The sequence below is a fragment of the Donghicola tyrosinivorans genome (genome assembly GCF_003003355.1).
Classification (GTDB): domain Bacteria; phylum Pseudomonadota; class Alphaproteobacteria; order Rhodobacterales; family Rhodobacteraceae; genus Donghicola; species Donghicola tyrosinivorans.
On record NZ_PVTQ01000020.1, the window covers coordinates 14,450 to 36,996 of the forward strand.

Consider the following 22,547-nt stretch of genomic DNA (forward strand, 5'->3'; position numbering starts at 1 on the left):
AGGACCAGACATATGAATGACGTTGTAAATCCCGCCACCTATGAACGCCTTGCGATTTCGGCGCGTGACAATGGCCTCTATGTTCTAACCCTGAACCGTCCTGAAAAGCGCAATGCGCTGGATGTGGTCACGATCGAGGAACTGATCCGCTTTTTCAGCGGTGCGCGGATGGCGGGCGTCAAAGCTGTGCTTCTGGAAGGGGCAGGGGACCATTTTTGCGCAGGGCTTGATCTGGTCGAGCATTGGAAGGCGGATCGCAGCCCCGATGACTTTATGCACGTCTGTCTGCGCTGGCATGAAGCGTTCAACAAAATGGAATATGGCGGGGTGCCGATCATCGCCGCGCTGAAGGGCGCGGTTGTTGGCGGTGGTCTGGAACTGGCCAGCGCCGCCCACGTGAGGGTGATCGATCCGGGCACCTATTTCGCTCTGCCCGAAGGTCAGCGCGGGATTTTCACCGGTGGGGGCGCAACGATCCGTGTCTCGGATATGATCGGCAAGTACCGCATGATTGACATGATCCTGACCGGCCGCGTCTATCAGGGTCAAGAGGCCGTGGATCTGGGGCTGGCGCAGTACATCACTGAAGAGGGTGGCAGCTACGCCAAGGCGATGGAGCTGGCCGAGAAGGTGGCCCAGAACCTGCCGCTGACAAACTTTGCGATCTGCTCTGCGGTCAGCCACATGAACAACATGTCGGGCATGGATGCCGCCTACGCCGAGGCCTTTGTGGGCGGGATCGTCAACACCCAGCCCGCCGCGCGCGAGCGTCTGGAAGCCTTCGCCAACAAGACCGCAGCCCGCGTGCGGCCCAACACTTAAATCAGAGCGGACAACGACATGCGTCACCATTTCGAGGCTCTTCAAAAGACACGGGCGAACCATGTGCCGCTGTCGCCCCTGTCCTTCCTGCGCCGCGCTGAAAGCCTGCATGGTACGCGCACGGCGGTGATCTATGGGGATATCCGGCGCAGTTGGGCCGAAACTGCCGCGCGTATCCGTTCTGTGGCGGCGGGTCTTATGGGGCTTGGTGTTGCAAAGGGTGATACGGTCTCTGTCCTTAGCCCGAATGTGCCCGAGCTGTTTGAACTGCACTTTGCGCTGCCCTTGACCGGCGCGGTGATGAACACGCTGAACACGCGGCTTGAGCCGGAAACCATCGCCTATATTCTGGACCATGCGGACAGCAAACTGGTGATCGTGGATCGGGAACTGGTGCCTTTGTTGTCCAAGGCGTTTGACCTTTTGGGGCGTACATTGCCCGTGGTCGAGATCGCCGACCCCGCCGCACCGGGCGAAAGCCTTGGTGGCCCCACCTATGAGGCGCTGGCCGACACCGCGCCGATGCCGATCCTGCTGCCAGAGGATGAGTGGGATGCGATTGCGCTGAACTACACGTCCGGCACGTCGGGGCGGCCCAAGGGTGTGGTCTATCACCACCGCGGCGCGTACCTGATGGCGCTTGGCGCAGGGACCGCGTGGCAGGTGCCGCCCTATCCGGTCTACCTGTCCGTGGTGCCGATGTTCCACTGCAATGGCTGGGGGCATCCTTGGTTGGTGGCGATGCTGGGGGGCACGTTTGTCTTTACCCGCATTCCGGCTGCGAACCGTATTCTTGAGGCGATCCGCACCCACGGCGTGACCCACTTTGGCGCCGCGCCAATCGTGTTGCAGATGCTGGCCGAGGCCGAAGGTAACGCGGCCCCCTTTGAACCCTCGATCCGCGTGATGACAGCAGGCGCACCGCCGCCGCCTTCGGTGCTGGAAAAGACACGGGCGATGGGCTTTGACGTGATGCAGGTCTATGGGCTGACCGAAACCTTTGGCCATATCTCGCAGTGTCTGTGGCAAGAGGCTTGGGATGATCTAAGCCCCGCCGAACAGGCCGAACTGCAAGCGCAACAGGGCATTGCTTTTCCGATGGTCGAAGAGGTCACGGTCATTGACCGCGCCTCTGGCCAGCCCGTGCCTCGCGACGGCACCACTCAGGGTGAGATTGCCATTCGGGGCAACACGGTCATGTCGGGCTACTACAAAGACCCCGAGGCCACCGCGAAGGCCTTTGAGGATGGCTGGTTCTGGTCCGGTGATGGCGCTGTCGTCCATGAAAACGCCTACATGCAGATACGTGACCGTCTGAAGGATGTGATCATCTCGGGCGGTGAGAATATCTCTTCGGTCGAGGTTGAGGCGGTTTTGTATCGCCATCCCGCGGTGCAGGCCGCCGCCGTTGTCGCAAAGCCCCACGAAAAGTGGGGCGAGGTTCCTTGCGCTTTCGTGGAACTGCGTGACGGGGCAGAGGTCACCGCCGAAGACCTGATCGCCTTTTGCCGCACCCGTCTGGCGGGCTTCAAAGCCCCCAAGGCGGTTATCTTTGAAACCCTTCCTAAAACATCCACCGGCAAGATCCAGAAGTTCCAGCTTCGCGATCGCGCCAAAGAACTGGAGTAAACCGGTATGGCACTGCTTTCCCCTTCGCGCAGGCTGCGCCGCACCCCCTTCTCGGACGGTGTCGAGGCCGCTGGCGTCAAAGCTTACACTGTCTACAACCACATGCTTCTGCCGACGGTGTTCCGCTCGGTTCAGGAAGACTACCACCACCTGAAACAGGCGGTGCAGGTCTGGGACGTGGCCTGTGAGCGTCAGATTGAACTGCGCGGCCCCGATGCGGGTCGTCTGGTGCAGTTGATGACCCCGCGCGATTTGCGTTCGATGCTGCCGGGCCAGTGTTTCTATCTGCCGATTGTCGATGAAACGGGCGGCATGTTGAACGATCCCGTTGCCGTCAAACTGGCCGAGGACCGCTGGTGGATTTCGATCGCCGACAGCGATCTGCTGTATTGGGTCAAGGGGCTGGCTTATGGCTATCGCCTTGATGTGCTGGTGGATGAGCCCGACGTGTCGCCCTTGGCCGTACAAGGCCCCCGTTCCGATGATCTGATGGCGGCGGTGTTCGGTGATCAGGTGCGAGACATCCGGTTCTTCCGCTTTGCCCATCTTGATTTTCAAGGTCACGATCTGGTCGTCGCTCGCTCGGGATATTCCAAGCAGGGCGGCTTTGAAATCTATGTCGAGGGCGAACAGATCGGTATGCCCCTGTGGAACGCTCTGATGGAGGCGGGCCAGTCCATGGACGTTCGCGCAGGCTGTCCCAACCTGATCGAGCGGATTGAGGGCGGGCTGCTGTCCTATGGCAACGATATGACTGACGACAACACGCCCCATGAGTGCGGCCTTGGCAAGTTCTGCAACACCCAGACTGCAATTGGCTGTATCGGGCGCGATGCGTTGTTGCGTGTGGCGAAAGAGGGCCCTGTCAAACAAATCCGCGCTATTCAGATCGACGGTCCCGCGGTGCCCGGTTGTGACCGCTGGTGGCCCCTCAAGCACGGGGAAAAGACGGTTGGTCGTGTCTCGTCTGCCGCATGGTCCCCGGATTTCCAGACCAACGTTGCCATCGGCATGGTGCGCATGACCCATTGGGACGCGGGCACCGAGCTGACGGTCGAAACCATCGATGGCCCGCGCCAAGCCCTAGTCCACGAGACATTCTGGGCCTAACCGCGTTTCCGCGCTGACATTGGAGGCAAGCAAAGCCCCTTGCTTGCCTCTATTGCAGATATCAACGGGGCAAGCATACTCAACCGCTGCATATTGCGCTGATGAGAATATTAAATCTCTGGTATTTTCTGATTTTATCGAAGCTTTTATGCGCACTTATTCGGATTAAGCGAATTTCGCGGCCCTAGCTTCTGTGAAAAATTAGAGAAAAGTCTTACTCTGATTTTTATTTTAGCATTGGTTGATTCCGATGAAGCAAGCAATTGTCATCTTGCATGGCATGGGCGAGCAAATCCCCATGGCCACGCTGAATTCATTCGTGAACTCTGTTTGGACGCTAGACCCCAAGCTGGTTAGCGTGTCCAAGCCCGATCCCAATACAGGGGGTACGCGGGCTGGCAATGTGTCTTGGGCCAAGCCCGATCCGCGCAACAGTTCGTCCGAGTTGCGCCGCATCACGACGGAACAAGACAAAAACGGAAACTATACGGATTTCTACGAATACTACTGGGCGCATATGATGCAGGGCACCACATGGGAGCATGTGCAGACCTGGCTCAGGGATTTGCTATTTCGTATCCCGCCCAAGCGGGTGGCCCATGCGTGGGTACTGCTATGGGCTGTCACGTTGATCATTGGCGGGCTGACCCTTTGGGGCCTCTGGCCCAAAGCCGAGGCTCCGGCGCCTTGGGTTGCGTGGTTGTCTGCCTTGGGCGGTATGGCGGTGTCGGCCTTCGTCTCGACCGTGCTGATCAAACGGTTCGGCGATGTGGCGCGTTATGTGAAGGCTCTGCCGCCGAATGTGGCCAAGCGGCATCAGATCCGGCAGGGCGGCGTTGACCTTCTGTCACGGCTGATCGATAGCGGCGATTATGAACGGCTGGTCGTCGTTGCCCACTCTCTGGGCGCGATTGTCGCCTATGATATTCTTGCGCAAACCTATGCGCGTTATAACAAGATCGGGGGCACAGGTCCGCAGCCAGAGCGTGACGCGCTGGAACAGATGATCCGCGAAGCGATCAAAAGCGGCGGGCTGGACCTTGATGCGTTTCAGGACCAGCAAGCGCGGACCTTTACCGAGGCCAGAGAACAATGCGCGCCTTGGATCGTCTCGGATTTCGTGACTTTGGGTGCGCCTCTGACCCATGCCGAGTTTCTTAGGGCCGAAAGCCATGAGGACCTGCGTGCCCGACAGCGGGATCGACTATTGCCGACCTGCCCGCCGACGCTTGAGTATGATGGCACGACAAAGACGCACCACTTCAGTTTTTCGAACGAAGAGCAGCGACAGCCAATTGACCGCCGCACCCCCCATCACGCGGCTCTGTTCGCCTATACCCGCTGGACGAATTTGTACTCGGAAGAAAAGTACATTCTGACCGGTGATCTAGTCTCGGGGCCGGTGGCAGAGGTCTTTGGTCTGGAGTTCCAAGACAGCGAAACTGACGAAAAGGGCGTGCTGAAAGGCATCCGTGACATCGCCGTGCTGCCCAAACTGGATGCGGCGGGAAATGTCGACAAAGATCACCGTAGGTCTTTCATTTCGCACAATAATTACTGGGCGATGGACAAGGGAACCGAGAAAGCCCCCAAGCCAAAGAAAGGGCCTCCACCGCACCACATTGAAGAGCTTCGAAATGCCTTGGGAATAGCGGAGTAGGCCATGCGGTTTATTGATCGAACAAAACTCACGCCCCCTGCAATCCTGTTCAGCGAACGTGCCAATGAGGCGCGGGAAGAGGTGCGGGCCTTTATCGAAGAAACACAAACCAAAGGCGGTACGCGGCGTGCGCCACGGTCGGACTGGCTGGATGAGGACGAGGGGATGCGCCGCCAGATGGCTGATCTCTTTGGCGAATGCTGTGCCTATTGCGAAAGCCGCGCGTCGTTCGATGGCAGTCGATTAAGAGGTGTTGCCAGCCGTCACAGGCCACCAATGTTGGCACAGAACAAAGACGGAAGCACTGATCTGCTGGCCTATAGCTGGCTGATGTTCGACTGGGAAAACATGCTTTGGCTTTGCTCAAGCTGTGCGCGTTTGAAGGGCAACAGTTTCTTTGTTCAGGCCGCGCGTGGCCGCCCTTCAATGTCCGTCGCGGAGCTACGGCAGCGCGAACAAGAATTGATGCTTGATCCATGCTTTCACGAGCCGCGCGAACATCTAATTTTCCAACCGAACGGTTGGGTGGATTGGATCACTTCGCAGGGGCAAGCGACGTCCGAACTCCTTGAACTCAATCGGTCTGAATTGGTGGAGGGACGGCGTTCTATCATCAAGACTTGGGGAGAAGCGCTACAATCGGGGCAGTTGAAAGCTACTGGCCAGACCTTGGGCGTTCAGGGTTTGTCCGGTCCTGCACCCCATACCGGCGCAGCAACTGCGGTACTGATGGCTTTTGCCCGATCAAAGAGTTTCCCTGCGAACACTGCCCAGGACGTTGCCGACGCCTTCAACGAACTGCCTGAAGGGCGACGTGGGGTTCTAGCGGCGGAGTTCTTGACTGGCTCATTTGATGCCAAATTCGAAATGACGGCCACCGACCCGATCCAGCCTAAACCCACCACAAGTCGCATCCCCAATATTCGCCGTCTGCCAAATGCCTTGAAACCGATCACCCATGTAGAGATCAGCAATTTCAAGGCTTTGAAAGATATTTCCTTTGATCTGCCCGACACGGTCGAGGACAAAGACCAGTCCCCTTGCATGTTGCTTCTGGGGGAAAATGCGACGGGGAAATCCTCGGTGCTTGAGGCGATGGCGCTGGCGGTGATCGGCACCCATGAGGCGGCGGAACTGGACAAGGCAATTGATGACGAGCCGCTGTCGCCCGGTGATCTGATCCATCGCCCCGACCCCTACCGCTGGCAGGAAACCGCGCCGGATATGGCGGTGCGGCTGGAATTTCTGGACAGCAGCGCACCGGCAAGCATCACCGCAATTGCAGGGGACGCACGGTTCTCGGGCGATGCTCAATGCGCCAAGATCGTGCTTGGCTACGGACCCCGCCGGTTCTTTACCAAACGCAAGACGCGCCGCCTGCGGGCACCGGCGCATCGTGTCCGGTCTCTGTTCGATCCGATGGATATGATCGCGAACCCGATCCTTTGGCTGACCACGCTGGAAGGTAAAGAGTGGGAGGCCGCCGCCCGCGCTTTGCGCGAGGTGTTGATGCTGTCGGATGCCGATGACTTTGAGCGGGATGATGACCCAGAAACACCGGGGCAAATCTATGTGCGGCGGGATGGGCAGCGGATGGCCATGAAGGACCTCTCGGTCGGCTACAAATCCGTCATCGCAATGGTCTGCGATATCATCCGCGAGATGCTCTACCACTATGACAATATGGAGTTTGCCAGTGCGGTGGTCTTCATCGACGAGATCGAGACCCACCTGCATCCGCGCTGGAAGATGCAGATCATGACCCTGTTGCGCAGGGCTTTTCCCAAGACACAGTTCATCGCTACCACCCATGATCCGCTGTGTCTGCGCGGGATGTATGACGGCGAGGTCTTCGTCTTGCAGCGCTCGGCCACGGATCAGGTCGAGCGTGTCATGGACCTGCCGTCGATCCGCGGGATGCGGTCTGAACAAATCCTGACGTCCGAGTTTTTCGGGCTGGGTTCAACCGATCCGGAAACGGATGCGCGGCTGGAGCGTTACAACCGGCTGGCTGTGCGGATCGAAGACCTGACACAAGAAGAGCATGAAGAAATGGAGGTACTGCGGGGCAAGTTGGATGACGGAATGGTGCTTGGCTCGACCTTGGCTCAGCAAGCCTATGCCGAGGCGTTGAAGCAGAAGGCCAAACAAGAGGTGAGCCCGACGAAGGCGCCTTCGCCGCGCCGAGCAGAGCTGCGGCAGACGTTTTCTGCACTCTTCGAGAAGCGCAAATGATCAAGGTTGCGCGCACCCCTTGTCCGGCTGCGTTGGACCCGAATGATCCGGACTCGGCGGGATCGCGGGAACTGGCTCGGGTCAAGGCCAAGATGGCAGCGGGAGAAACCCTGAAAAGCGGCGATTTCAGCGCCTATGGCAGCCGCGCGGTGCGCGATGCTCTGCGAGAGATGTTTCACGGCAAATGCGCCTATTGTGAAAGCAAGATCGCCGGAACGCAGGACACCGATGTGGAACATTATCGGCCCAAGAAAGGCGTGTCTGAGGCCGATGACGCGGGGGTGGTGCACCCCGGTTACTGGTGGCTTGCCATGCGGTGGGAGAATCTTGTTTTGTCCTGTCAGCATTGCAATCAGTCGCGCAGTTATCACGTTATCATCCCCGACGATGTGGAAGCCGAAGCGGATCTGCGCGCCTTTCTTGAGCGCCAGCCAAAGACGACCGCAGGAAAGCTGAACGCCTTTCCGGTGGAAGGGAATGCTTGGGTCACGCAAGAAGGCGGCGATCTGACGACGGAAAGGCCGCTGATCCTGAACCCAGTGGAAATGGAGCCGGGTGACCATCTGGACTGGGTGCTGTTTCAGGGGGCATCTACCGTTCGGGCCAAGGATGGCAGTCCGGTGGGCGAGGCGACGCGCACCATCCTTGGTCTGAACCGGCGATGGCTGGAAGAGGAACGGCGGATACGGCTACTTGAGATGCGCCGGCTGCGGGACCGGTTGATCGAAAAGTTGAACGATTGGCTTGTGGCGGATAATCCCACTATTGCCGCGATCCATGAAGCCGAGGCGCATTGGATTATCGAAGAGTTGCACGCCATGTGCACTGACGAGCAGCCGTTTGCTGGTATGGCGCGAGCCTTCTTTCAGAAGGTACAGGATGAAGTCGGCGCGATGGCGGGCTAAGAGCGGCCCCGCCACCAATAACAGCTGTGCGATGCGGGTCAGGCGCTGACCCGCTGACCGTCTGTGAAGACATGCAGCATCTCCGGCCGCGGCGAGGCATGAAGTGTGGTGCCCGCCTGTGCGGATAGATCGCCCGTCACCTTCACGGTCAGACTGCCGACGCATTCGCTGTCCAGATGGACTAGCGTTTCGCCGCCAAGGTGTTCGACGTGCCGGACTGTGGCAGGCCATTGCCCCCCAGTCTGGGACAGGGTGATATGTTCGGGGCGGATGCCAATCAACGCGCCCTGTGGCGCACTGGCCCAAGGCTTGGGGCCTTGCAAAAAGTTCATCTTGGGCGATCCGATAAACCCCGCCACAAAGGGCGTGGCGGGTGCGTTGTATAGATGCATGGGCGCGCCGACTTGCTCGATATGGCCCTTATTCAGAACGACGATCTGGTCCGCCATGGTCATGGCCTCAACCTGATCATGGGTGACATAAACCATAGTCGAGCCAAGGCGTTCATGCAGTTCCGAAAGCTCGACTCGCATCTGCGCCCGTAGCGCGGCATCAAGGTTCGAGAGCGGCTCGTCGAACAGAAAGACCTTGGGTTTGCGCACGATGGCGCGGCCAATGGCGACGCGCTGGCGCTGACCGCCCGAAAGCTGCTTTGGTTTGCGATCCAGCAGCGGGCCAAGTTGCAGGATATCGGCGGCCTCGCGCACGCGACCTTCCATCTCGGATTTGCCCATCCCCGCCAACCGCAGGCCGAAACCGATGTTTTCGGCCACGCTCATGTGCGGGTAAAGGGCATAGCTTTGAAACACCATCGCAACGCCGCGCTGGGACGGGGCGGTGTGGGTAATGTCGGTGCCGCCGATAAAGATTTTGCCGTCCGAGACCGTCTCAAGCCCTGCGATCATCCGCAATAGTGTGGACTTGCCGCAGCCGGACGGGCCGACAAGTACGGTGAAAGAGCCTTCGGGGATCTCTAGGTTCAACGAGGGGACAACTTCGACAGTGCCGTAGCGCTTTGTTACGGACTGGATCAGGACGTCAGCCATTGTGGCCTCCTTCGGACAGGTGACGGGGAACGGCGCGGCGTGTGCCGCTGGCGTGATGGGTCAAGGTGACGGGGCCTTCGGGCACCGCCGGAAAATGCAGGTTGGTCAGGGACACGGTGCCACCGGCGCAGAACATCTCGACAAGGCCGCGATCGACGAACAGTTCGATATCCAGCGGTCGGGACAGGGGCCAAGTGAAGCGGGTGATGACCTCATGGCCAAAGCCGGTCAGGCCGTCGTGGTCGGGCCGCCGAGAGGTTAGCGTGACCACGTCGTCGGTCCCGCGGGTCAGACGCAGATGCGGCACGGTTTCCCCAAATAGCGAAACTGTCACATCCCGCGCGCCCTCTGCCTCTAGGTGGAAGCCGTGATGGAATGTGGCGCGGTCGCGCTGGTTGGCAAAGGCATTTCGCACCGCTTCGGGCACCCTTTGGGCAATGCGCAGCCCGTCCGGTGAGCGCGTCAGGGACAGCTCTCGCGGAAGGCTTGCGGCCCCGCGAAAGGCCTTGGTCGGGGTCTGACGGGCATAGCTCCAGTTGCTGGCCCAAGCCATGACGGTGGGCGGGCCACCGGGATCGAAAAAGCTCTGCGGCGCGTAGAAATCGCGCCCCATGTCCAGCCAAAGCACCGCTTCCGCCGGATTGACGTTGGTAAAGCGGGTGCCATCAAAGGCGCCGATGAAATACTGGGTGCCAGAGCCGCCACCGGGCGCATCCTCTGAGATCGAGACGATCAGCACCCAAAATGCTTTCCCCTGATAGCGCATTTCCAGCAGGTCGGGGCATTCCCAAACGCCTTTGCCGTGCTGCCCGTGGCAGGCCCCAAAGCTGCTAAGGTATTCCCACCTGCGCAGGTCTTCGGATGCGTAAAAGGCGATCGACTGGCCTTCGGTCACCAGCATGATCCAACGGGCGGTGTCTTGGTGCCAGATCACCTTGGGATCGCGAAAGACCTCGCGACCGGGGTTCTCCAGCACCGGATTTCTGGTGTCGGTCTGGAACTGCGTCAGGGTGTCATTCGCGTGGGCGACGCACTGGACCTGAAAGTCGCGCCCTTCGGGCGTCAGGCTGTGGGCGGTATAGAACAGCTTGACCCCCTGAGGCGCGGCGATAGCGCTGCCGGAAAAGCAGGTGCCGAGCGCGTCGGGATAAAGCGCGACAGGACGTTCCTGCCAGTGCACAAGATCACGGCTGACCGCATGTCCCCAGTGCATCGGGCCGTGGTGGATGCTGTTGGGGTCATGCTGAAAGAACAGATGCCACAGGCCGCCATGACGGATCATGCCGTTGGGATCGTTCATCCAGCCTTTCGCAGGGGTAAAGTGCAGTTTCGGGCGGTAGGTCTCGGTCATCCTTTGACCCCCGAACTCATAACGGACGCGATGAACTGGCGCTGCATCAGCAGGAAGAACAGGATCACCGGCACGGCCATCGACACCGCAAAGGCCATCACATCGCCCCATGGGATACGCTGGTTGGTGCCAAAGAACGCACCCATGGCGACGGTCAGTGGGCGCACCTCGGGGCCGCGTGTGACCATGACCGGCCAGAGGTAGGCGTTCCACATCTCAAGGAATTGCAGGATCGCGACAGCCGAGATCACAGGCTTCGACAGGGGCAGGGCGATATGGCGGTACTTTTGAAAGAATGAAAAGCCGTCCAGCTCTGCCGCCTCGAACAGGTCTTTGGGGATGCGGGAAAAGAACTGGAAGAACAGGAAGATCGACAGGGCGTTGGCGATACCCGGAAGGATCTGGACCACATAGGTGTCCACAAGTCCCAGCTTGCCCGCAAGGATCAACTGCGGCAGCACAAGGCTTTCTGCTGGTACCGCAATGGTCGCGACCACAAACAGCAGCACCATCTTGTTGCCGGGCAGGCTACCTTGGGCAACGACGAAGGCCGCCATCGAGTTGATGGTGATCGAGATCAACAAGGTCGCCACGGTCACAATCGCGGTGTTCATCATGTAGCGGAAGAACGGACGCGCCGGATCGGTCCAGACGTCGATATAGTTCTGGAAACTGACGGTCTCGGGGATGAAGGACTTCAGCGACCCCATCGAGACAAGGATATCCTGCTCATCAGGATTCAGGCTGATCGTCACCATCATCATCAGCGGCAACAGCACCCCTAGGGCTACTGTGCAGGCGAAAAGAAATGGCATCAGGGTGCCACGGGGAAAGATCCGGATCATTGCTCGCCCTCGTTTTTCAGAAAGACCCGTTGCAGTACGGCGATGGTGGTGACCGCGATGAAGAAGAAGACCGAGATGGCCGAGGCGTAGCCGATCTTCTGCGAGGTGAAGCCCTGCTGGAACAGGTAGTAGATGATGGTCGTGGTCGACCCGTTCGGCCCGCCCTTGGTCATCACAGAGACCTGCGTGAACAGTTTCAGCGCCTGAATGGTGGTGATGATCAGCAGGAAGATGTTGACGTTGCGCAGACAGGGCCACGTCACAAATCGAAAGCGCTGCCATGCGGTGGCGCCGTCCAGTTCGGCGGCTTCATACAGATCGCCCGGCACGTCCTGTAGACCCGCTAGATAGATCAGCATCTGGTAGGGAAAGGTCGCCCAAGCCGACAGCACAACGATGGCGACCATCGCGGTATCGGACCCGCCCACAAAGTCGATGTAGGCCTCGGGGCCTGCGAACAGCTGGTAGATCGTGTTAAGGGGGCCCGTAGGGATGCGGTACAGCACGGCCCAGATCGCCACGACCACGGTGATTGGCAGCAACAGCGGCAGGATCGAGACGGTGCGAAACAGCCCTCGGAAAGGGATCGCGGCATTCAACGCCATCGCAACGCAGAGCGAGATCATCAGCTGGAAGGGTACCACCAGAACGGTGAAAAGTACCGTATTGCCAATCGCTTGCCAGAACAGCCGGTCGGCAAACATCCGTTCATAATTGGTCAGCCCGACAAAGCGCGTCGGGATCGGGCGCGGCATCAGGCGCTGGTCGGTGAAACTGAACCCGATCGAGAGGCAAAAGGGCACCACGATGATCAGCACAAGACATGCCATCGCGGGGAAAAGCATCGCCAGCTCTTGCGAGCGGCCTTTGAATATAGTCGGCATTTGGGCCTCCGGTGCGGGGAAAAGTGGGGCGTGCGGTCTGCGCTGGCTTGCGCTGGCCACACGCCTCGGGGAGGAACCGTTAGTTGGCCGAGAACGGCGGGTAGCCTGCGTTGTCCTCGATATCCATGTCGATGTACTGGGCCACGCCATCCAGTTCGGTCTGCACGTCAGCCGCGCCGTCCGAGAAGATGTTCAGCATGGCACGCGACCAGCTAAGGGTAATCGCCGGATAGGCCGGATGCACGGGACGCACCACGGCGCAGCAGTTGCCTTGCGCGGTGAACAGGTCCTGCACACCGGGGGTCGAGAACTTTTCGCTCAGGGGAACAGCCGCAGCGCGTGATGGAGCAAAGCCGGTGATGTCGGCGTATTTGGCCACCTCGGCATCGGACATGACAAAGTTCAGGAAGGTCGAGACATCCTCAAGGTTCGTCGTGCTGGCCGGAACCGACCAACCCCAACCGCCGTTCGGGGCCGTTACCCCTTCGGGACCAAAGGCGGGGGCGGGGATCATCACCATGTCCTCGCCAAGGCCCGCTGCGTGCGGAGGCCACATCCAGTTGCCAACCCAAGAAAGTGCTGCGGTCTTTTCGCCGTAGAACTGGTTGTCACCTGCCGAGGCAGGCACGATCCAGCCGTTCTTGTACCAGTCTTGCAATTCGGTGATCGCGGCCACAGCTTCGGGTGCGTTGACGGTGCCGTCTGCTTTCCATGTGTCGCGGTCGATCAGATCGGCCCCTGCGGACTGGATGAAGGGCGCAAAGCCGTAGGTCATCCATTCGCCGCCATAGTTCAGCTTCATGTCCAAGGGCCAGCGCACGCCGTCGACCTTTGACAGGGCCTCGACCGCGGCGGCGAACTCATCGCGGGTCCAAGCGTTATCAACGCTTGTGGGGATGCGCACGCCTGCGGCCTCAAGATAGGATTTGTTGCCCCAAAGGATGACGGTCGAGTCATAGGCGCTGATGTGGTACAGCTTGCCGTCCGGCCCGTAGGTGCCTTGTGCGATGACGCCGGGCATGGTGTCGGCAAGCAGGGTAGGATCAAGCAGATTGCCAATGGGCTGGATTGTGCCTGCCCACGCGCTGGCGGCCATGTTCGGGCCGTCCAGCAGGATAATGTCCGGCAGATTGCCCGAGACAGATGCGGCCTGAATGGCGTCCACATAACCCGGAACCGGCACAACGTTCAGGGTAACATCGGGATGGGCGGCGCTGAAGGCCGCGCCAAGCTGGTCGAAATAGGGCTTTTCGGCTGCTGCATCGATTACCCATGCGGTGATCTCTCCGGCATAAGCCTGTGTCGCAATGCAAAGCGCCAGCGCGCTGGAGCCAATAAGGCGTTGGTAGTTCATGGCAAATCCTCCCTGTCGCGCAACTCTCCCGTGCTGCGCGTGTTTTGATCCAAATCCGAAGAAAATGGTTATGACAACGTGAGACAATTGATAGCGGCAAATGTCTCACGTTGTCAATCGTGCGTCAGGAACGTCCCTAAGGCTGGTATTGCCTTGAAAGATAAAGGAAAATCAGGCGGACTGTCGGAGGGGCAGCGAAGCGCGCTCGACCAACTGACCCTGCACCAATTGCCGGATCGGAGAATCATGTTCAGACAGGGCCTGCTGCATGGCGATGCGGCCCATGTCGTAATAGGGCAGATCCATTGTGGTCAGGCCCGGCTGCATCAGCTTGGCCAGCGGTTGCAGGTTGTCAAAACTGGTAACGGCCACATCGCGGCCCACGGCCAACCCCAGTCGGACCAGCGCGAAATAGACTGGCAGCGCCATTAAGTCCTGACCGCAGATCAACACGTCTGGCGGCTCTGACCCAGTCATCTCGGCGGGCAGGATGTCATCGACGAAATATGTGTGATCGCGGTCCGGTCCCGCCGAGGCAGTGCGGATGCGGTCCGCAAGGTTCAGCCCTGCCGCCTGTCCGGCTGCAATGAAGCCCTCTGCACGAAGGCGGGCGCCTGCCAGTTTCGGTGCAAGGTTCAGGAACAGAGGGCGGCGATAGCCCCGTCGCAGAAGCTCAGTCGTCAGATCATAGCCCAGTTGGCGATCGTCGGGCAGGACGGTGGCGGTATCGCCCGCAGCATCGTAGCAGTTCAGTAGCACCGTCTTCATGTCCGTGCGGGGCAGGGGAACCTCTCGGTGAAAGCTGGTCGCCAGAATGCACGCGCTTGCGCGAAAGCGGGCCAATTGCGCCAGCGCCTCGGTCTCGGACGCCTCGCCGCGACGGATGTTGAACAGCATCATCTGCTTGCCCATGGCGTGGGCTACGTCCTGCGCCCCACGTACAAGGTCGATGGACGATGAGGTCGTCGCCACATCCTCTGACAGAAACCCCACGATATCGCTGCTTTGCGAGCGCATCATGCGGGCGGCCTCATTGGGGACATAGCCGGTCTGGTCGATGATATCCTGAATGCGCTTGCGCGTAGCCTCATTGACCAACGGATCGCGGTTGATCACCCGCGAGACGGTCTTGAGAGAGGTCTTGGCGAGGCGGGCAATATCGCGTTGGGTGGTCATCGGAGCCTTGGGTGCGCAAGTGGTTTCGGGTTTGCCCCGTGATAGCGGACCCTGTCCCGAAGGAGAAGTGTCTTACGTTGTCAATCGTGGCGGAACACCACCGCTGCTTTATGCGCGCGCGGAAGGCACTAGGACGTCTTGGCGGCCCGCAAGGAAGGCCATAAGGATATCCTCGGGCGAGGCGTCGGGGTGCAGGTACATGGCCCCTGCGACCGGATCGATCAATGTCTGGGGATGTAGCAGCACGGTCATGCCCGCCGCCAGTCCGGCGCGCGCGCCGGTCGGGCTGTCCTCGACCACAAGGCAGTTCTGAGGGGCGACACCCAGCTTTTGCGCCGCCAGTAGATAGCCTTCAGGGGCAGGTTTGCCTTTTGCCACGTCGTCCCTGCTGATCGTGTGGGCAAAGGCATAGGACATGCCAGTGACGGCAAGGTTCATCGCCACCTCTTGCGCGGTCGAATTGGACACCAGCGCCATAGGATGGCCCCTCGCCGCCAAAGCCAACGCAATTTCTGCTGTGGGCGTGCGGCGCGTGATCCGCGCGCCTTGTGTGGCGTAATGTTGAGCTTTCAGCGTGGTCCATTGTGGCAATGACAGCGTTAGCCCGACCTTAACCAGCGCAGCGTGGACTTGGTCACCGCTGGCACCCAGCAACAGATCGTGGAATCCCGCGGGCAACTGTAGGCCCAAAGCGTTAATCGCCCCATGAAAGGCGGCGTCGTGGGCGGGTTCACTGTCCAGTACGGTTCCGTCCATGTCCCACAGGATCGCCCTCATCCCAGAGCCTCAATGTCTTTGTAGAACCCTTGGGCGCTGTCATAGAGGCGGCTGTAGATTGGCATCATGCGGTCATAGACCTCGGACCATTCGGGGTCAGGCGCGATCTCTTGGGCAAAATGCACCATGCGCCCCGCGGCGGCGGGCAGGTCTGCGTTATCGCCGTTGGCCACAGACATCAGCATCGCTGCGCCAACCACGCCGCACTCCAGTTCTGATGGAACAAGGTAGGGGACGCCGTACATGCTGGCCTTGATCCGCAGCCAAAGCGTGTTCTTTGCACCACCGCTGGCGGCTACGATCCGGTCAGGTCGTCCGTGCCCGCCTTGTAGCGCGTCAAGGCGCTGTCGCACGGAAAAGGCCACGCCTTCCAAAACGGCGCGATGCAGTTCTGGCAGCCCGTGGGCAGCGGTCAGGCCGAAGAACTGGGCGCGGCTTGAGGGGGCCAAGCGTTCGCCCGAAAGGTAGGGCAGGAAGAACAGCGCCTTGCTGCCCGTTGCCGCGCGTTCCGCGTCGGCGGTGACTTCGGCGTAGCTGCGGGCGTTCTCATGGAACGCTCGGCGTGCCCACCGTACCGCATCGCCCCCAGCGTCCAAGAGGGTCATTGCGCCCCAATCACCGCCCGCCGACAAAACGTTGGAGATCGCAGGATCGATCACCGGCGCGTCGTGCATTAAGGTGATGATCGTTGAGGTCCCCGTCACGTCCGACCCCATCCCCGAGCCGATCACTCCAGATCCGATCAGGGCCATTGGATAATCGCCTGCCCCGACCAGCACCGGCGTCGCAGGGTCCAGCCCCAGTGTCTGAGCCGCTTGGGGGGTGAGCGTCCCCAGTACATCTGAAGGGTTCCGTAGGGGCGGCAGCAGGGCGCGATCAACGTCCGCCAAATCGCACAGGGCCTGCGACCAGTCGCGGCTGCGCCAGTCCATCAGAAAGGACAGCGAGGCCTCGGTCACGTCCTGCGCCCGTTGGCCGGTCAGGCAAAAATTGATCCAGTCCTTCGGCATCAGCACAGTCGTTGTGCGGGCCATTGCCTCGGGGTCATTTTCGGCGATCCAGCGCAGTTTGAAAGCGGGCCACGCGGTGGCGGGCATATTGGCGGAAATGTCCAGATAGGCGTCTTGGTGGATGCGATCAGAAAACGCGGAGACCTGCGGTGCGGTGCGCTTGTCGTTCCACAGGGGAGCGGCATCCCGTGTCAGGCGGCCGTCGTCATCAATCAGAACCGTGCCATGCATCTGCCCGCAGGTGCAAATGGCTGCAATGCGGTTTGCCGCGTTGTCGACCTTGGCCAGCACGGCGCGGATGGTCTCTTGCGTGCCTGTCCACCAGTCAGCGGGGCGCTGCTCGGACCAGCCGAAACGGGGCACGATCTGTTCATGTTCACGATGCGCAAAGGCAAGGATGTGGCCCTGCCGGTCAACAAGGGCCGAGCGCAGCCCGCCGGTGCCCACGTCGATCGCCAGATACAGGTCGCGCATGATGTCTCCTTCGTCACCGCCGGTGATTCTCGTTCCTTTGGCAGAGTGCCTCTGGTAGCGGGTCTGGGCAAGGGTAAAAGTAGAAAAACTACTTATTGGTATTGGGGTGCTATTACGGATGCGGCGCTTGCTGCGCTTACTTCAAATACTTGTTTTGGTGATCAATTCGGCATCTGAGGTGGCATTTTCTGGAAATTCCGCCTCAGATGCCGCTTGCCAGTCAAATCGTGATGCCGTAGTAAAAAAGTAGTTAAACTACATTTCCATCATGAGGTCACAGATGCATCAAACCCCGACAGCCCATGTTATCGACCCTGGCAGCGGTCACATGAGCGCGGCCACAGGCCGGTATGAAAAGCGCATCTCCGATCTTGCGGGTCTTTATGAGGATGCCGCCGCCTTTGAGGCTTTTGCCGCCGAAGATCCGGCCCGCATCGTCTACGCCGTGCATGAGGCGCGGCCGCTTCAGTCCTCGGGCGATCTGATCTTCGGAACAACGTGGATGCAGCCGGGGCGCATCGGGCGCGAGTTTTTCATGACCCGTGGTCACATCCACGCCACTGCCAACAGGCCCGAGACCTACTATGGCGAAAGCGGCGAAGGGCTGATGCTCATGGAAAGTCCCGAAGGCGAGACGCAAATTCTGGAAGTCCGTCCCCGTGTTCTGGTCTATGTGCCGCCCATGTGGATTCACCGCTCGGTTAACACGGGGGGCACGCCCTTGGTCATGAGCTTTTGCTACCCCTGCGACAGCGGTCAGGACTACGGCATTATTGAGCGGTCCGGCGGTATGGCGACGCGCATCGTCGCGGACGGATCGGGCTGGAAAGCGGTCGAGAATGCCGCCTATCGCCCCCGTTCGCTTGCTGAAATCGACGCCGTACTTGCGACTGCAGCTTGAGGGGAATGCTATGACCGTCTTTGACACTCTTTCCGAATATGGCGTTGTTCCTGTCATTGCCATCGACGATGCGGATCAGGCCCTGCCGCTGGCGGATGCCCTGATCGAAGGGGGCTTGCCTGTCGCGGAAATTACTTTCCGCACCGATGCTGCCCGCGATGTCATCGCGCAGATCGCCGCAAGCCGGCCCCAGATGATCGTCGGGGCAGGCACTGTCTTGACCGAAGCGCAGGCGGACGCGGCGCAAGCGGCGGGGGCGAAATTCGCCCTCTCGCCGGGCATTGACGGGGCCGTGCTGGCCCATGCGCAGCGCATTGGTCTGCCGTTTGCGCCCGGCATCATGACCCCCTCAGAGTTGCAATTGGCCCTGCGTCACGACTGCCCCATGGTAAAGTTCTTTCCGGCGATGCCTGCCGGTGGCCCGAATATGCTGAAGAATATCGCAGCCCCCTACGCCCACACCGGCATCGGCTTTAATCCCACTGGCGGCGTCACGCTGGACAATCTGCCGGACTGGCTTGCCTTGCCGCAGGTCCGCGCTGTCGGGGGCACCTGGATTGCCACCCGCGCCGATATTGCTGCCGGCAACTGGGACCAAATCACCCGCAATGCCGCCGAGGCCGTCGCCCGCATCAAAGACATCAGGAGCAAGGCATGACCCTTCAGCCCGCAACCCGCCCGACCTTTTATTTTATCGGCGTGACCACGGGGGCCTCGTCCATCATGCGGGTGTTTCCCAAATGGGCCGCGCATCTTGGTCTTGGCGATGTGCAGATTAAGGGGATTGACCTGAAACCCCATGACACGGTGGAAAACTACCGCGCCGTGGTGCGCTTTCTGAAGGATGATCCGCTTAGCTACGGGGCTCTGGTGACAACGCACAAGCTGGACCTTTATGCTGCCTGCCGTGACATGTTCGATGAAATTGACCCCCATGCAGCCCTGATGGCCGAGACCTCATGCCTGTCAAAGCGGGATGGGCGGCTGATCTGTCATGCCAAGGACCCGATCTCGTCCGGTCTGGCATTGGATGGGTTTCTGCCCGCCAACCACTTTGCCGACACGGGGGCAGAGTTGTTGTCTATGGGGGCGGGCGGCTCGACCATCGCGCTGACATGGCATCTGGCGCAGGCGTCGCGGGGGGCAAACCGGCCTGCGCGAATGGTGATCACCAACCGCTCGCAGCCGCGCCTTGACCACATCCGCGAGATTCACCAGCAAATGGGCTGTGACATTCCCTGCGACTACGTGGTGACAGAAAACGCAGCCGACAATAACGCGGTAATGCAAGGGCTGAAGGCGGGCTCGGTCGTGATCAATGCGACGGGGTTGGGCAAGGATGCGCCGGGATCGCCCCTCAGCTTTGACGGCCGTTTCCCCCAGAGCGGCATCGTGTGGGAGCTGAACTACCGCGGCGATCTGGTCTTTCTGGATCAGGCGCGGGCGCAGCAGCAGGCCCGCGATCTGCAGATCGAAGACGGCTGGACTTACTTCATTCACGGTTGGACGCAGGTCATCGCCGAGGTCTTTGACATTGTGATCCCGACCTCTGGCCCTGAATTCGATGCCATCAGCCGCATCGCCGCAGAGGCGACCGGACGTGTGACTGAGGTGGCATGATGCGGATTTTGATCACGCCCCGCTCGCTATCCTCCGGCAGTCATCCGGCATTGCAGCCCTTGCGGGCTGCGGGCTTTGATCTGGTGATGCCCACACCGGGCGCAACCCCGTCCGAGGCTGACCTGATCGCGGCCCTGCCGGGCTGCTCCGGATGGCTGGCGGGGGTCGAGCCTGTGTCTGAGGCAGTGATCGCTGCGGCCACGGACCTGCGGGTGATTTCGCGCAACGGGACGGGGGTGGATAACCTGCCGATGGCCTACCTTGCGCAGCGTGGAATTGCGGTCAAACGGGCCGAGGGCACCAATGCCCGCGGTGTGGCCGAACTGGCTTTGACGCTGGCGCTTGCCGGTTTGCGGGATATCGTCCCGACCCATGCAGGCTTGCAAGGCGGGGCATGGCCGCGCCGTGTGGGGGCGGAAATTCGCGGTGCGCGCATCGGGGTCATCGGTCTGGGCGCGATCGGTGCCAGCTTTGCCGAGATGTGCTTGTCGCTTGGTGCGCGGGTGCAGGGCAATGATCCCTTCGCGCCAGAAGATCGCATCGTTCATCAAGGCTTTGAGCGGGTGGGGTTTGACGACGCCCTTCGCGGCGCTCAGGTCCTTAGCCTGCACGCGCCGCTGCCTGCGGACGGCAGCCCTTTGCTGGAGGCTAGGGCACTGTCACTATTGGCTACGGGTTGCGTGGTGGTGAACACCGCGCGGGCGGGTCTGGTTGATGAAGCAGCCATGCTGGCCGCGCTGGATGCGGGGCAAGTGGGCACCTATGCCACCGACGTTTTCCATGCCGAACCGCCCGAGCCGTCGGCGTTGTTGCGCCACGGGCGCGTGGTGACAACGACCCACATCGGCGGATTTACCGGTGCCTCCGTCGAGCGTTCAACGCGCCGCGCTGTCGCAAACCTGCTCGAGGTCCTGCTGGCTCATGCGGATTGAGCGCACGATAGGTCTGCCAAAGGCCGGTCAGCCCGGCCTCTTCTGGCTGGGGCAGGCCGGTTTCTGGATCGAGACCGGCCGCCATCGGCTGTTGATCGACCCTTATCTGTCTGACAGTCTTGCCGTGAAATATCGGGGCAAGCTGAATGATCATCGCCGCATGATGCCGCCGCCTCTGACGGTTGCAGACTTGCCGCGCCCCGATCTTGTGCTGGTCACGCACGGTCATACAGATCACCTTGATCCGGATACGCTGGGGCCGCTGCACCGGCGCTTTCCCGATGTGCCTTTCGTTGTGCCAGCCGCCTGCGCCGAACTGGCGCGGGCGCGGATTGGTGCTGAGGCGCGGCTGATCCTTGTGGATGCTGACCAAGACCTGACGCCATTGCCTGATTTGATGCTGACAGTGTTTCCTGCCGCTCACGAGGCGCTGGAGCGTGACGATGCGGGCCATCACCGGTTTCTGGGCTACGGGATCGCCGCGCCTACTCTGCGGATTTACCATTCAGGCGACAGTATTCCTTTCGATGGGTTGGCGCAGCGCGTTAGGGGCTTTGCGCCCGATATCTGCTTGTTACCGGTCAACGGGCGCGATGCGCAGCGTGCGGCCTCTGGAATTCCGGGGAATTTCCATCTGCCTGAGGCGATTGAACTGGCGCAGGACTGCCCCTTTCTGATCCCGCATCATTTCGGTATGTTCGCCTTCAATACCGTAGACCCGGACGTCATCGACGCGGCGGCACTTGGGTCAGAGTTCCCGCTGATCATCCGACCCACCGCCGGAGAATGCCTGTCCATCAAGACCTGAAAGGCCGATCCATGGACAGCGCACGCACGCCGGATGACAACCTTCTAGAAGATATCGTCCGCTTGCGCGATGACCTGCGAAAGTCTGACCGGCGCGTGGCAGAGGTGATCCTTGATCGCCCTGAAGAGGTGGTTGGCATGACGCTGGCCACCCTTTCCAAAGCCGCCGAGGTTAGCGAACCGACAGTCATCCGCTTTTGCGCCGCCATCGGTTGCGAAGGGTTTCGCGATCTGCGGGTCAGGCTGGCGCGTAGTCTGGCCTTTGCCCGTACCACCTCGCACACTGCGATCACTGCCGAGGATGATCTGGGCGCGATTGTGAATAAGGTCTTCGACTTTAACCTCTCGAACCTGAATTGGGCGCAATCCAAGCTGGATACAGCGCAGATCGGCGTTGCTGTGGATGTGCTGGCGGGCGCACGGCGGATTGAATTTTTCGGTTTTGGTGCTTCGGGTATCGTGGCGCGGGATGCGCAGCAAAAATTCCCCCTGTTCGGCGTGCCCTGCGGCGCGCCTGTAGATAGCCACCAGATGTATATGACCGCCGATATGCTGGGAGAGGGCGATGTGGCAGTTGCAATCTCGAACACCGGTCAAACCCGCGAGGTTGTGCAGGCGGCAGAGGTGGCACGGGCCCGTGGGGCAGCCACCATCGGGATCACAGGCCACGCAGGCAGCCCGCTGGCGGCCCATTGCGATCTGGTCCTGCTGGTCGAGACGCTAGAGAACACCGACCTTTACACGCCGACGGTTTCGCGTCTGTCGCATCTTGTGGTGATCGACATTCTTTCGACCGCGGTCAGCTTGCGGCGTGGGACAGCGCACCACGATCGCGTGGCACGGATGAAGGAAGGTCTGGCGAAACTGCGCGGCGCCTCCTGACAGTTTTGTAGTAAAATTACCCAGATATTCAGGTGTTTGGGATTTTTGGCAGTGAATGCCGGAAGTTCACCACATATTTTGTAGAAAAACCTATCGAACCCAGTTGACCGGCCTGAAAGTTACGTAT

Annotated in this window: 20 protein-coding genes; 12 read left to right on the forward strand and 8 right to left on the reverse strand. The window is 60.4% G+C overall.

The genetic code is table 11. From position 1 onward, the window contains the following. The first annotated feature begins 12 nt into the window (after positions 1 to 12). The 6 genes from dmdD to CLV74_RS19300 all read left to right on the forward strand — a co-directional run bounded on the left by dmdD (position 13) and on the right by CLV74_RS19300 (position 8,361). Positions 13 to 822 carry a methylthioacryloyl-CoA hydratase gene (gene dmdD / locus CLV74_RS19275; RefSeq protein WP_106268079.1) on the forward strand — a complete coding sequence of 270 codons (810 nt, stop codon included), beginning with the start codon at positions 13 to 15 and terminating at the stop codon, positions 820 to 822. Positions 823 to 840: 18 nt separating this feature from the next. Continuing rightward, positions 841 to 2,451: an AMP-binding protein gene (locus tag CLV74_RS19280; RefSeq protein ID WP_106268081.1), complete on the forward strand. Its 1,611-nt coding sequence runs from the start codon at positions 841 to 843 to the stop codon at positions 2,449 to 2,451. A 6-nt stretch (positions 2,452 to 2,457) separates the two neighbouring features. Beyond that, positions 2,458 to 3,561, forward strand: coding sequence for a dimethylsulfoniopropionate demethylase (locus tag CLV74_RS19285; protein WP_106268084.1), 1,104 nt, complete (start codon positions 2,458 to 2,460; stop codon positions 3,559 to 3,561). A 250-nt stretch (positions 3,562 to 3,811) separates the two neighbouring features. Beyond that, positions 3,812 to 5,221 (forward strand): hypothetical protein, encoded by a 1,410-nt coding sequence (locus tag CLV74_RS19290; RefSeq protein WP_146134985.1) that lies wholly within the window; start codon positions 3,812 to 3,814, stop codon positions 5,219 to 5,221. A 3-nt stretch (positions 5,222 to 5,224) separates the two neighbouring features. Then, the gene (locus CLV74_RS19295; protein WP_106268088.1) at positions 5,225 to 7,456 is read left to right on the forward strand and encodes an AAA family ATPase; all 2,232 of its coding nucleotides are present in this window, start codon (positions 5,225 to 5,227) and stop codon (positions 7,454 to 7,456) included. Then, positions 7,453 to 8,361, forward strand: a complete 909-nt coding sequence (locus CLV74_RS19300) for an HNH endonuclease (RefSeq protein ID WP_106268090.1) — start codon at positions 7,453 to 7,455, stop codon at positions 8,359 to 8,361. The genes CLV74_RS19295 and CLV74_RS19300 overlap by 4 nt, the downstream gene beginning before the upstream one ends. Positions 8,362 to 8,399: 38 nt before the next feature. Here the strand turns inward: CLV74_RS19300 and CLV74_RS19305 are convergent, their stop codons facing one another. The 8 genes from CLV74_RS19305 to CLV74_RS19340 form a co-directional block, all read right to left on the reverse strand. Then, a complete protein-coding gene (locus tag CLV74_RS19305; protein ID WP_106268092.1) occupies positions 8,400 to 9,407 on the reverse strand; it encodes an ABC transporter ATP-binding protein in 1,008 nt (335 codons plus the stop codon). Then, on the reverse strand, positions 9,400 to 10,758 hold the full coding sequence (locus tag CLV74_RS19310; RefSeq protein WP_170108113.1) for a glycoside hydrolase family 32 protein: 1,359 nt from the start codon (positions 10,756 to 10,758) through the stop codon (positions 9,400 to 9,402). Before CLV74_RS19310 ends, CLV74_RS19305 begins: the two co-directional genes overlap by 8 nt. Then, positions 10,755 to 11,603 (reverse strand): carbohydrate ABC transporter permease, encoded by an 849-nt coding sequence (locus CLV74_RS19315; RefSeq protein WP_106268096.1) that lies wholly within the window; start codon positions 11,601 to 11,603, stop codon positions 10,755 to 10,757. Before CLV74_RS19315 ends, CLV74_RS19310 begins: the two co-directional genes overlap by 4 nt. Continuing rightward, positions 11,600 to 12,487, reverse strand: coding sequence for a carbohydrate ABC transporter permease (locus tag CLV74_RS19320; protein ID WP_106268098.1), 888 nt, complete (start codon positions 12,485 to 12,487; stop codon positions 11,600 to 11,602). Before CLV74_RS19320 ends, CLV74_RS19315 begins: the two co-directional genes overlap by 4 nt. Positions 12,488 to 12,566: 79 nt before the next feature. Beyond that, positions 12,567 to 13,841, reverse strand: a complete 1,275-nt coding sequence (locus CLV74_RS19325; RefSeq protein WP_106268100.1) for an ABC transporter substrate-binding protein — start codon at positions 13,839 to 13,841, stop codon at positions 12,567 to 12,569. A 171-nt stretch (positions 13,842 to 14,012) separates the two neighbouring features. Next, a complete protein-coding gene (locus CLV74_RS19330) occupies positions 14,013 to 15,017 on the reverse strand; it encodes a LacI family DNA-binding transcriptional regulator (RefSeq protein WP_106268102.1) in 1,005 nt (334 codons plus the stop codon). Positions 15,018 to 15,125: 108 nt separating this feature from the next. Continuing rightward, positions 15,126 to 15,794, reverse strand: a complete 669-nt coding sequence (locus CLV74_RS19335) for an HAD family hydrolase (RefSeq protein WP_106268104.1) — start codon at positions 15,792 to 15,794, stop codon at positions 15,126 to 15,128. Beyond that, complete coding sequence (locus CLV74_RS19340) at positions 15,791 to 17,278, reverse strand: xylulokinase (RefSeq protein WP_106268106.1); 1,488 nt, start codon at positions 17,276 to 17,278, stop codon at positions 15,791 to 15,793. The genes CLV74_RS19335 and CLV74_RS19340 overlap by 4 nt, the downstream gene beginning before the upstream one ends. Positions 17,279 to 17,558: 280 nt before the next feature. Here CLV74_RS19340 and CLV74_RS19345 point away from each other — a divergent pair, with 280 nt between their 5' ends. Genes CLV74_RS19345 through CLV74_RS19370 form a run of 6 tightly spaced genes read left to right on the forward strand, consistent with a single transcriptional unit; the run spans position 17,559 to position 22,420 of the window. Then, positions 17,559 to 18,179 (forward strand): glucose-6-phosphate isomerase family protein, encoded by a 621-nt coding sequence (locus CLV74_RS19345; RefSeq protein WP_106268108.1) that lies wholly within the window; start codon positions 17,559 to 17,561, stop codon positions 18,177 to 18,179. Between the two features lie 10 nt (positions 18,180 to 18,189). Beyond that, positions 18,190 to 18,837, forward strand: a complete 648-nt coding sequence (gene eda / locus CLV74_RS19350) for a bifunctional 4-hydroxy-2-oxoglutarate aldolase/2-dehydro-3-deoxy-phosphogluconate aldolase (protein WP_106268110.1) — start codon at positions 18,190 to 18,192, stop codon at positions 18,835 to 18,837. Continuing rightward, positions 18,834 to 19,799: a shikimate dehydrogenase family protein gene (locus CLV74_RS19355; protein ID WP_106268113.1), complete on the forward strand. Its 966-nt coding sequence runs from the start codon at positions 18,834 to 18,836 to the stop codon at positions 19,797 to 19,799. The genes eda and CLV74_RS19355 overlap by 4 nt, the downstream gene beginning before the upstream one ends. Continuing rightward, complete coding sequence (locus CLV74_RS19360; protein ID WP_106268116.1) at positions 19,796 to 20,731, forward strand: NAD(P)-dependent oxidoreductase; 936 nt, start codon at positions 19,796 to 19,798, stop codon at positions 20,729 to 20,731. The genes CLV74_RS19355 and CLV74_RS19360 overlap by 4 nt, the downstream gene beginning before the upstream one ends. Next, on the forward strand, positions 20,721 to 21,539 hold the full coding sequence (locus CLV74_RS19365; protein WP_106268118.1) for an MBL fold metallo-hydrolase: 819 nt from the start codon (positions 20,721 to 20,723) through the stop codon (positions 21,537 to 21,539). Before CLV74_RS19360 ends, CLV74_RS19365 begins: the two co-directional genes overlap by 11 nt. A gap of 11 nt (positions 21,540 to 21,550) precedes the next feature. Then, positions 21,551 to 22,420 carry an SIS domain-containing protein gene (locus tag CLV74_RS19370; RefSeq protein WP_106268120.1) on the forward strand — a complete coding sequence of 290 codons (870 nt, stop codon included), beginning with the start codon at positions 21,551 to 21,553 and terminating at the stop codon, positions 22,418 to 22,420. The last annotated feature ends 127 nt before the right edge of the window (positions 22,421 to 22,547 follow it).

What these genes read in the sequence shown, in the direction of transcription:
- CLV74_RS19345 (WP_106268108.1), top strand. Translation starts at nt 17,559, where the DNA reads ATGCATCAAACCCCGACAGCCCATGTTATCGACCCTGGCAGCGGTCAC.
- CLV74_RS19315 (WP_106268096.1), bottom strand. Translation starts at nt 11,603, where the DNA reads ATGATCCGGATCTTTCCCCGTGGCACCCTGATGCCATTTCTTTTCGCC.
- CLV74_RS19360 (WP_106268116.1), top strand. Translation starts at nt 19,796, where the DNA reads ATGATGCGGATTTTGATCACGCCCCGCTCGCTATCCTCCGGCAGTCAT.
- CLV74_RS19370 (WP_106268120.1), top strand. Translation starts at nt 21,551, where the DNA reads ATGGACAGCGCACGCACGCCGGATGACAACCTTCTAGAAGATATCGTC.
- CLV74_RS19365 (WP_106268118.1), top strand. Translation starts at nt 20,721, where the DNA reads ATGCGGATTGAGCGCACGATAGGTCTGCCAAAGGCCGGTCAGCCCGGC.
- eda (WP_106268110.1), top strand. Translation starts at nt 18,190, where the DNA reads ATGACCGTCTTTGACACTCTTTCCGAATATGGCGTTGTTCCTGTCATT.
- CLV74_RS19305 (WP_106268092.1), bottom strand. Translation starts at nt 9,407, where the DNA reads ATGGCTGACGTCCTGATCCAGTCCGTAACAAAGCGCTACGGCACTGTC.
- CLV74_RS19335 (WP_106268104.1), bottom strand. Translation starts at nt 15,794, where the DNA reads ATGAGGGCGATCCTGTGGGACATGGACGGAACCGTACTGGACAGTGAA.
- CLV74_RS19310 (WP_170108113.1), bottom strand. Translation starts at nt 10,758, where the DNA reads ATGACCGAGACCTACCGCCCGAAACTGCACTTTACCCCTGCGAAAGGC.
- CLV74_RS19300 (WP_106268090.1), top strand. Translation starts at nt 7,453, where the DNA reads ATGATCAAGGTTGCGCGCACCCCTTGTCCGGCTGCGTTGGACCCGAAT.
- CLV74_RS19285 (WP_106268084.1), top strand. Translation starts at nt 2,458, where the DNA reads ATGGCACTGCTTTCCCCTTCGCGCAGGCTGCGCCGCACCCCCTTCTCG.
- CLV74_RS19325 (WP_106268100.1), bottom strand. Translation starts at nt 13,841, where the DNA reads ATGAACTACCAACGCCTTATTGGCTCCAGCGCGCTGGCGCTTTGCATT.
- CLV74_RS19295 (WP_106268088.1), top strand. Translation starts at nt 5,225, where the DNA reads ATGCGGTTTATTGATCGAACAAAACTCACGCCCCCTGCAATCCTGTTC.
- CLV74_RS19280 (WP_106268081.1), top strand. Translation starts at nt 841, where the DNA reads ATGCGTCACCATTTCGAGGCTCTTCAAAAGACACGGGCGAACCATGTG.
- CLV74_RS19340 (WP_106268106.1), bottom strand. Translation starts at nt 17,278, where the DNA reads ATGCGCGACCTGTATCTGGCGATCGACGTGGGCACCGGCGGGCTGCGC.
- CLV74_RS19330 (WP_106268102.1), bottom strand. Translation starts at nt 15,017, where the DNA reads ATGACCACCCAACGCGATATTGCCCGCCTCGCCAAGACCTCTCTCAAG.
- CLV74_RS19320 (WP_106268098.1), bottom strand. Translation starts at nt 12,487, where the DNA reads ATGCCGACTATATTCAAAGGCCGCTCGCAAGAGCTGGCGATGCTTTTC.
- dmdD (WP_106268079.1), top strand. Translation starts at nt 13, where the DNA reads ATGAATGACGTTGTAAATCCCGCCACCTATGAACGCCTTGCGATTTCG.
- CLV74_RS19355 (WP_106268113.1), top strand. Translation starts at nt 18,834, where the DNA reads ATGACCCTTCAGCCCGCAACCCGCCCGACCTTTTATTTTATCGGCGTG.
- CLV74_RS19290 (WP_146134985.1), top strand. Translation starts at nt 3,812, where the DNA reads ATGAAGCAAGCAATTGTCATCTTGCATGGCATGGGCGAGCAAATCCCC.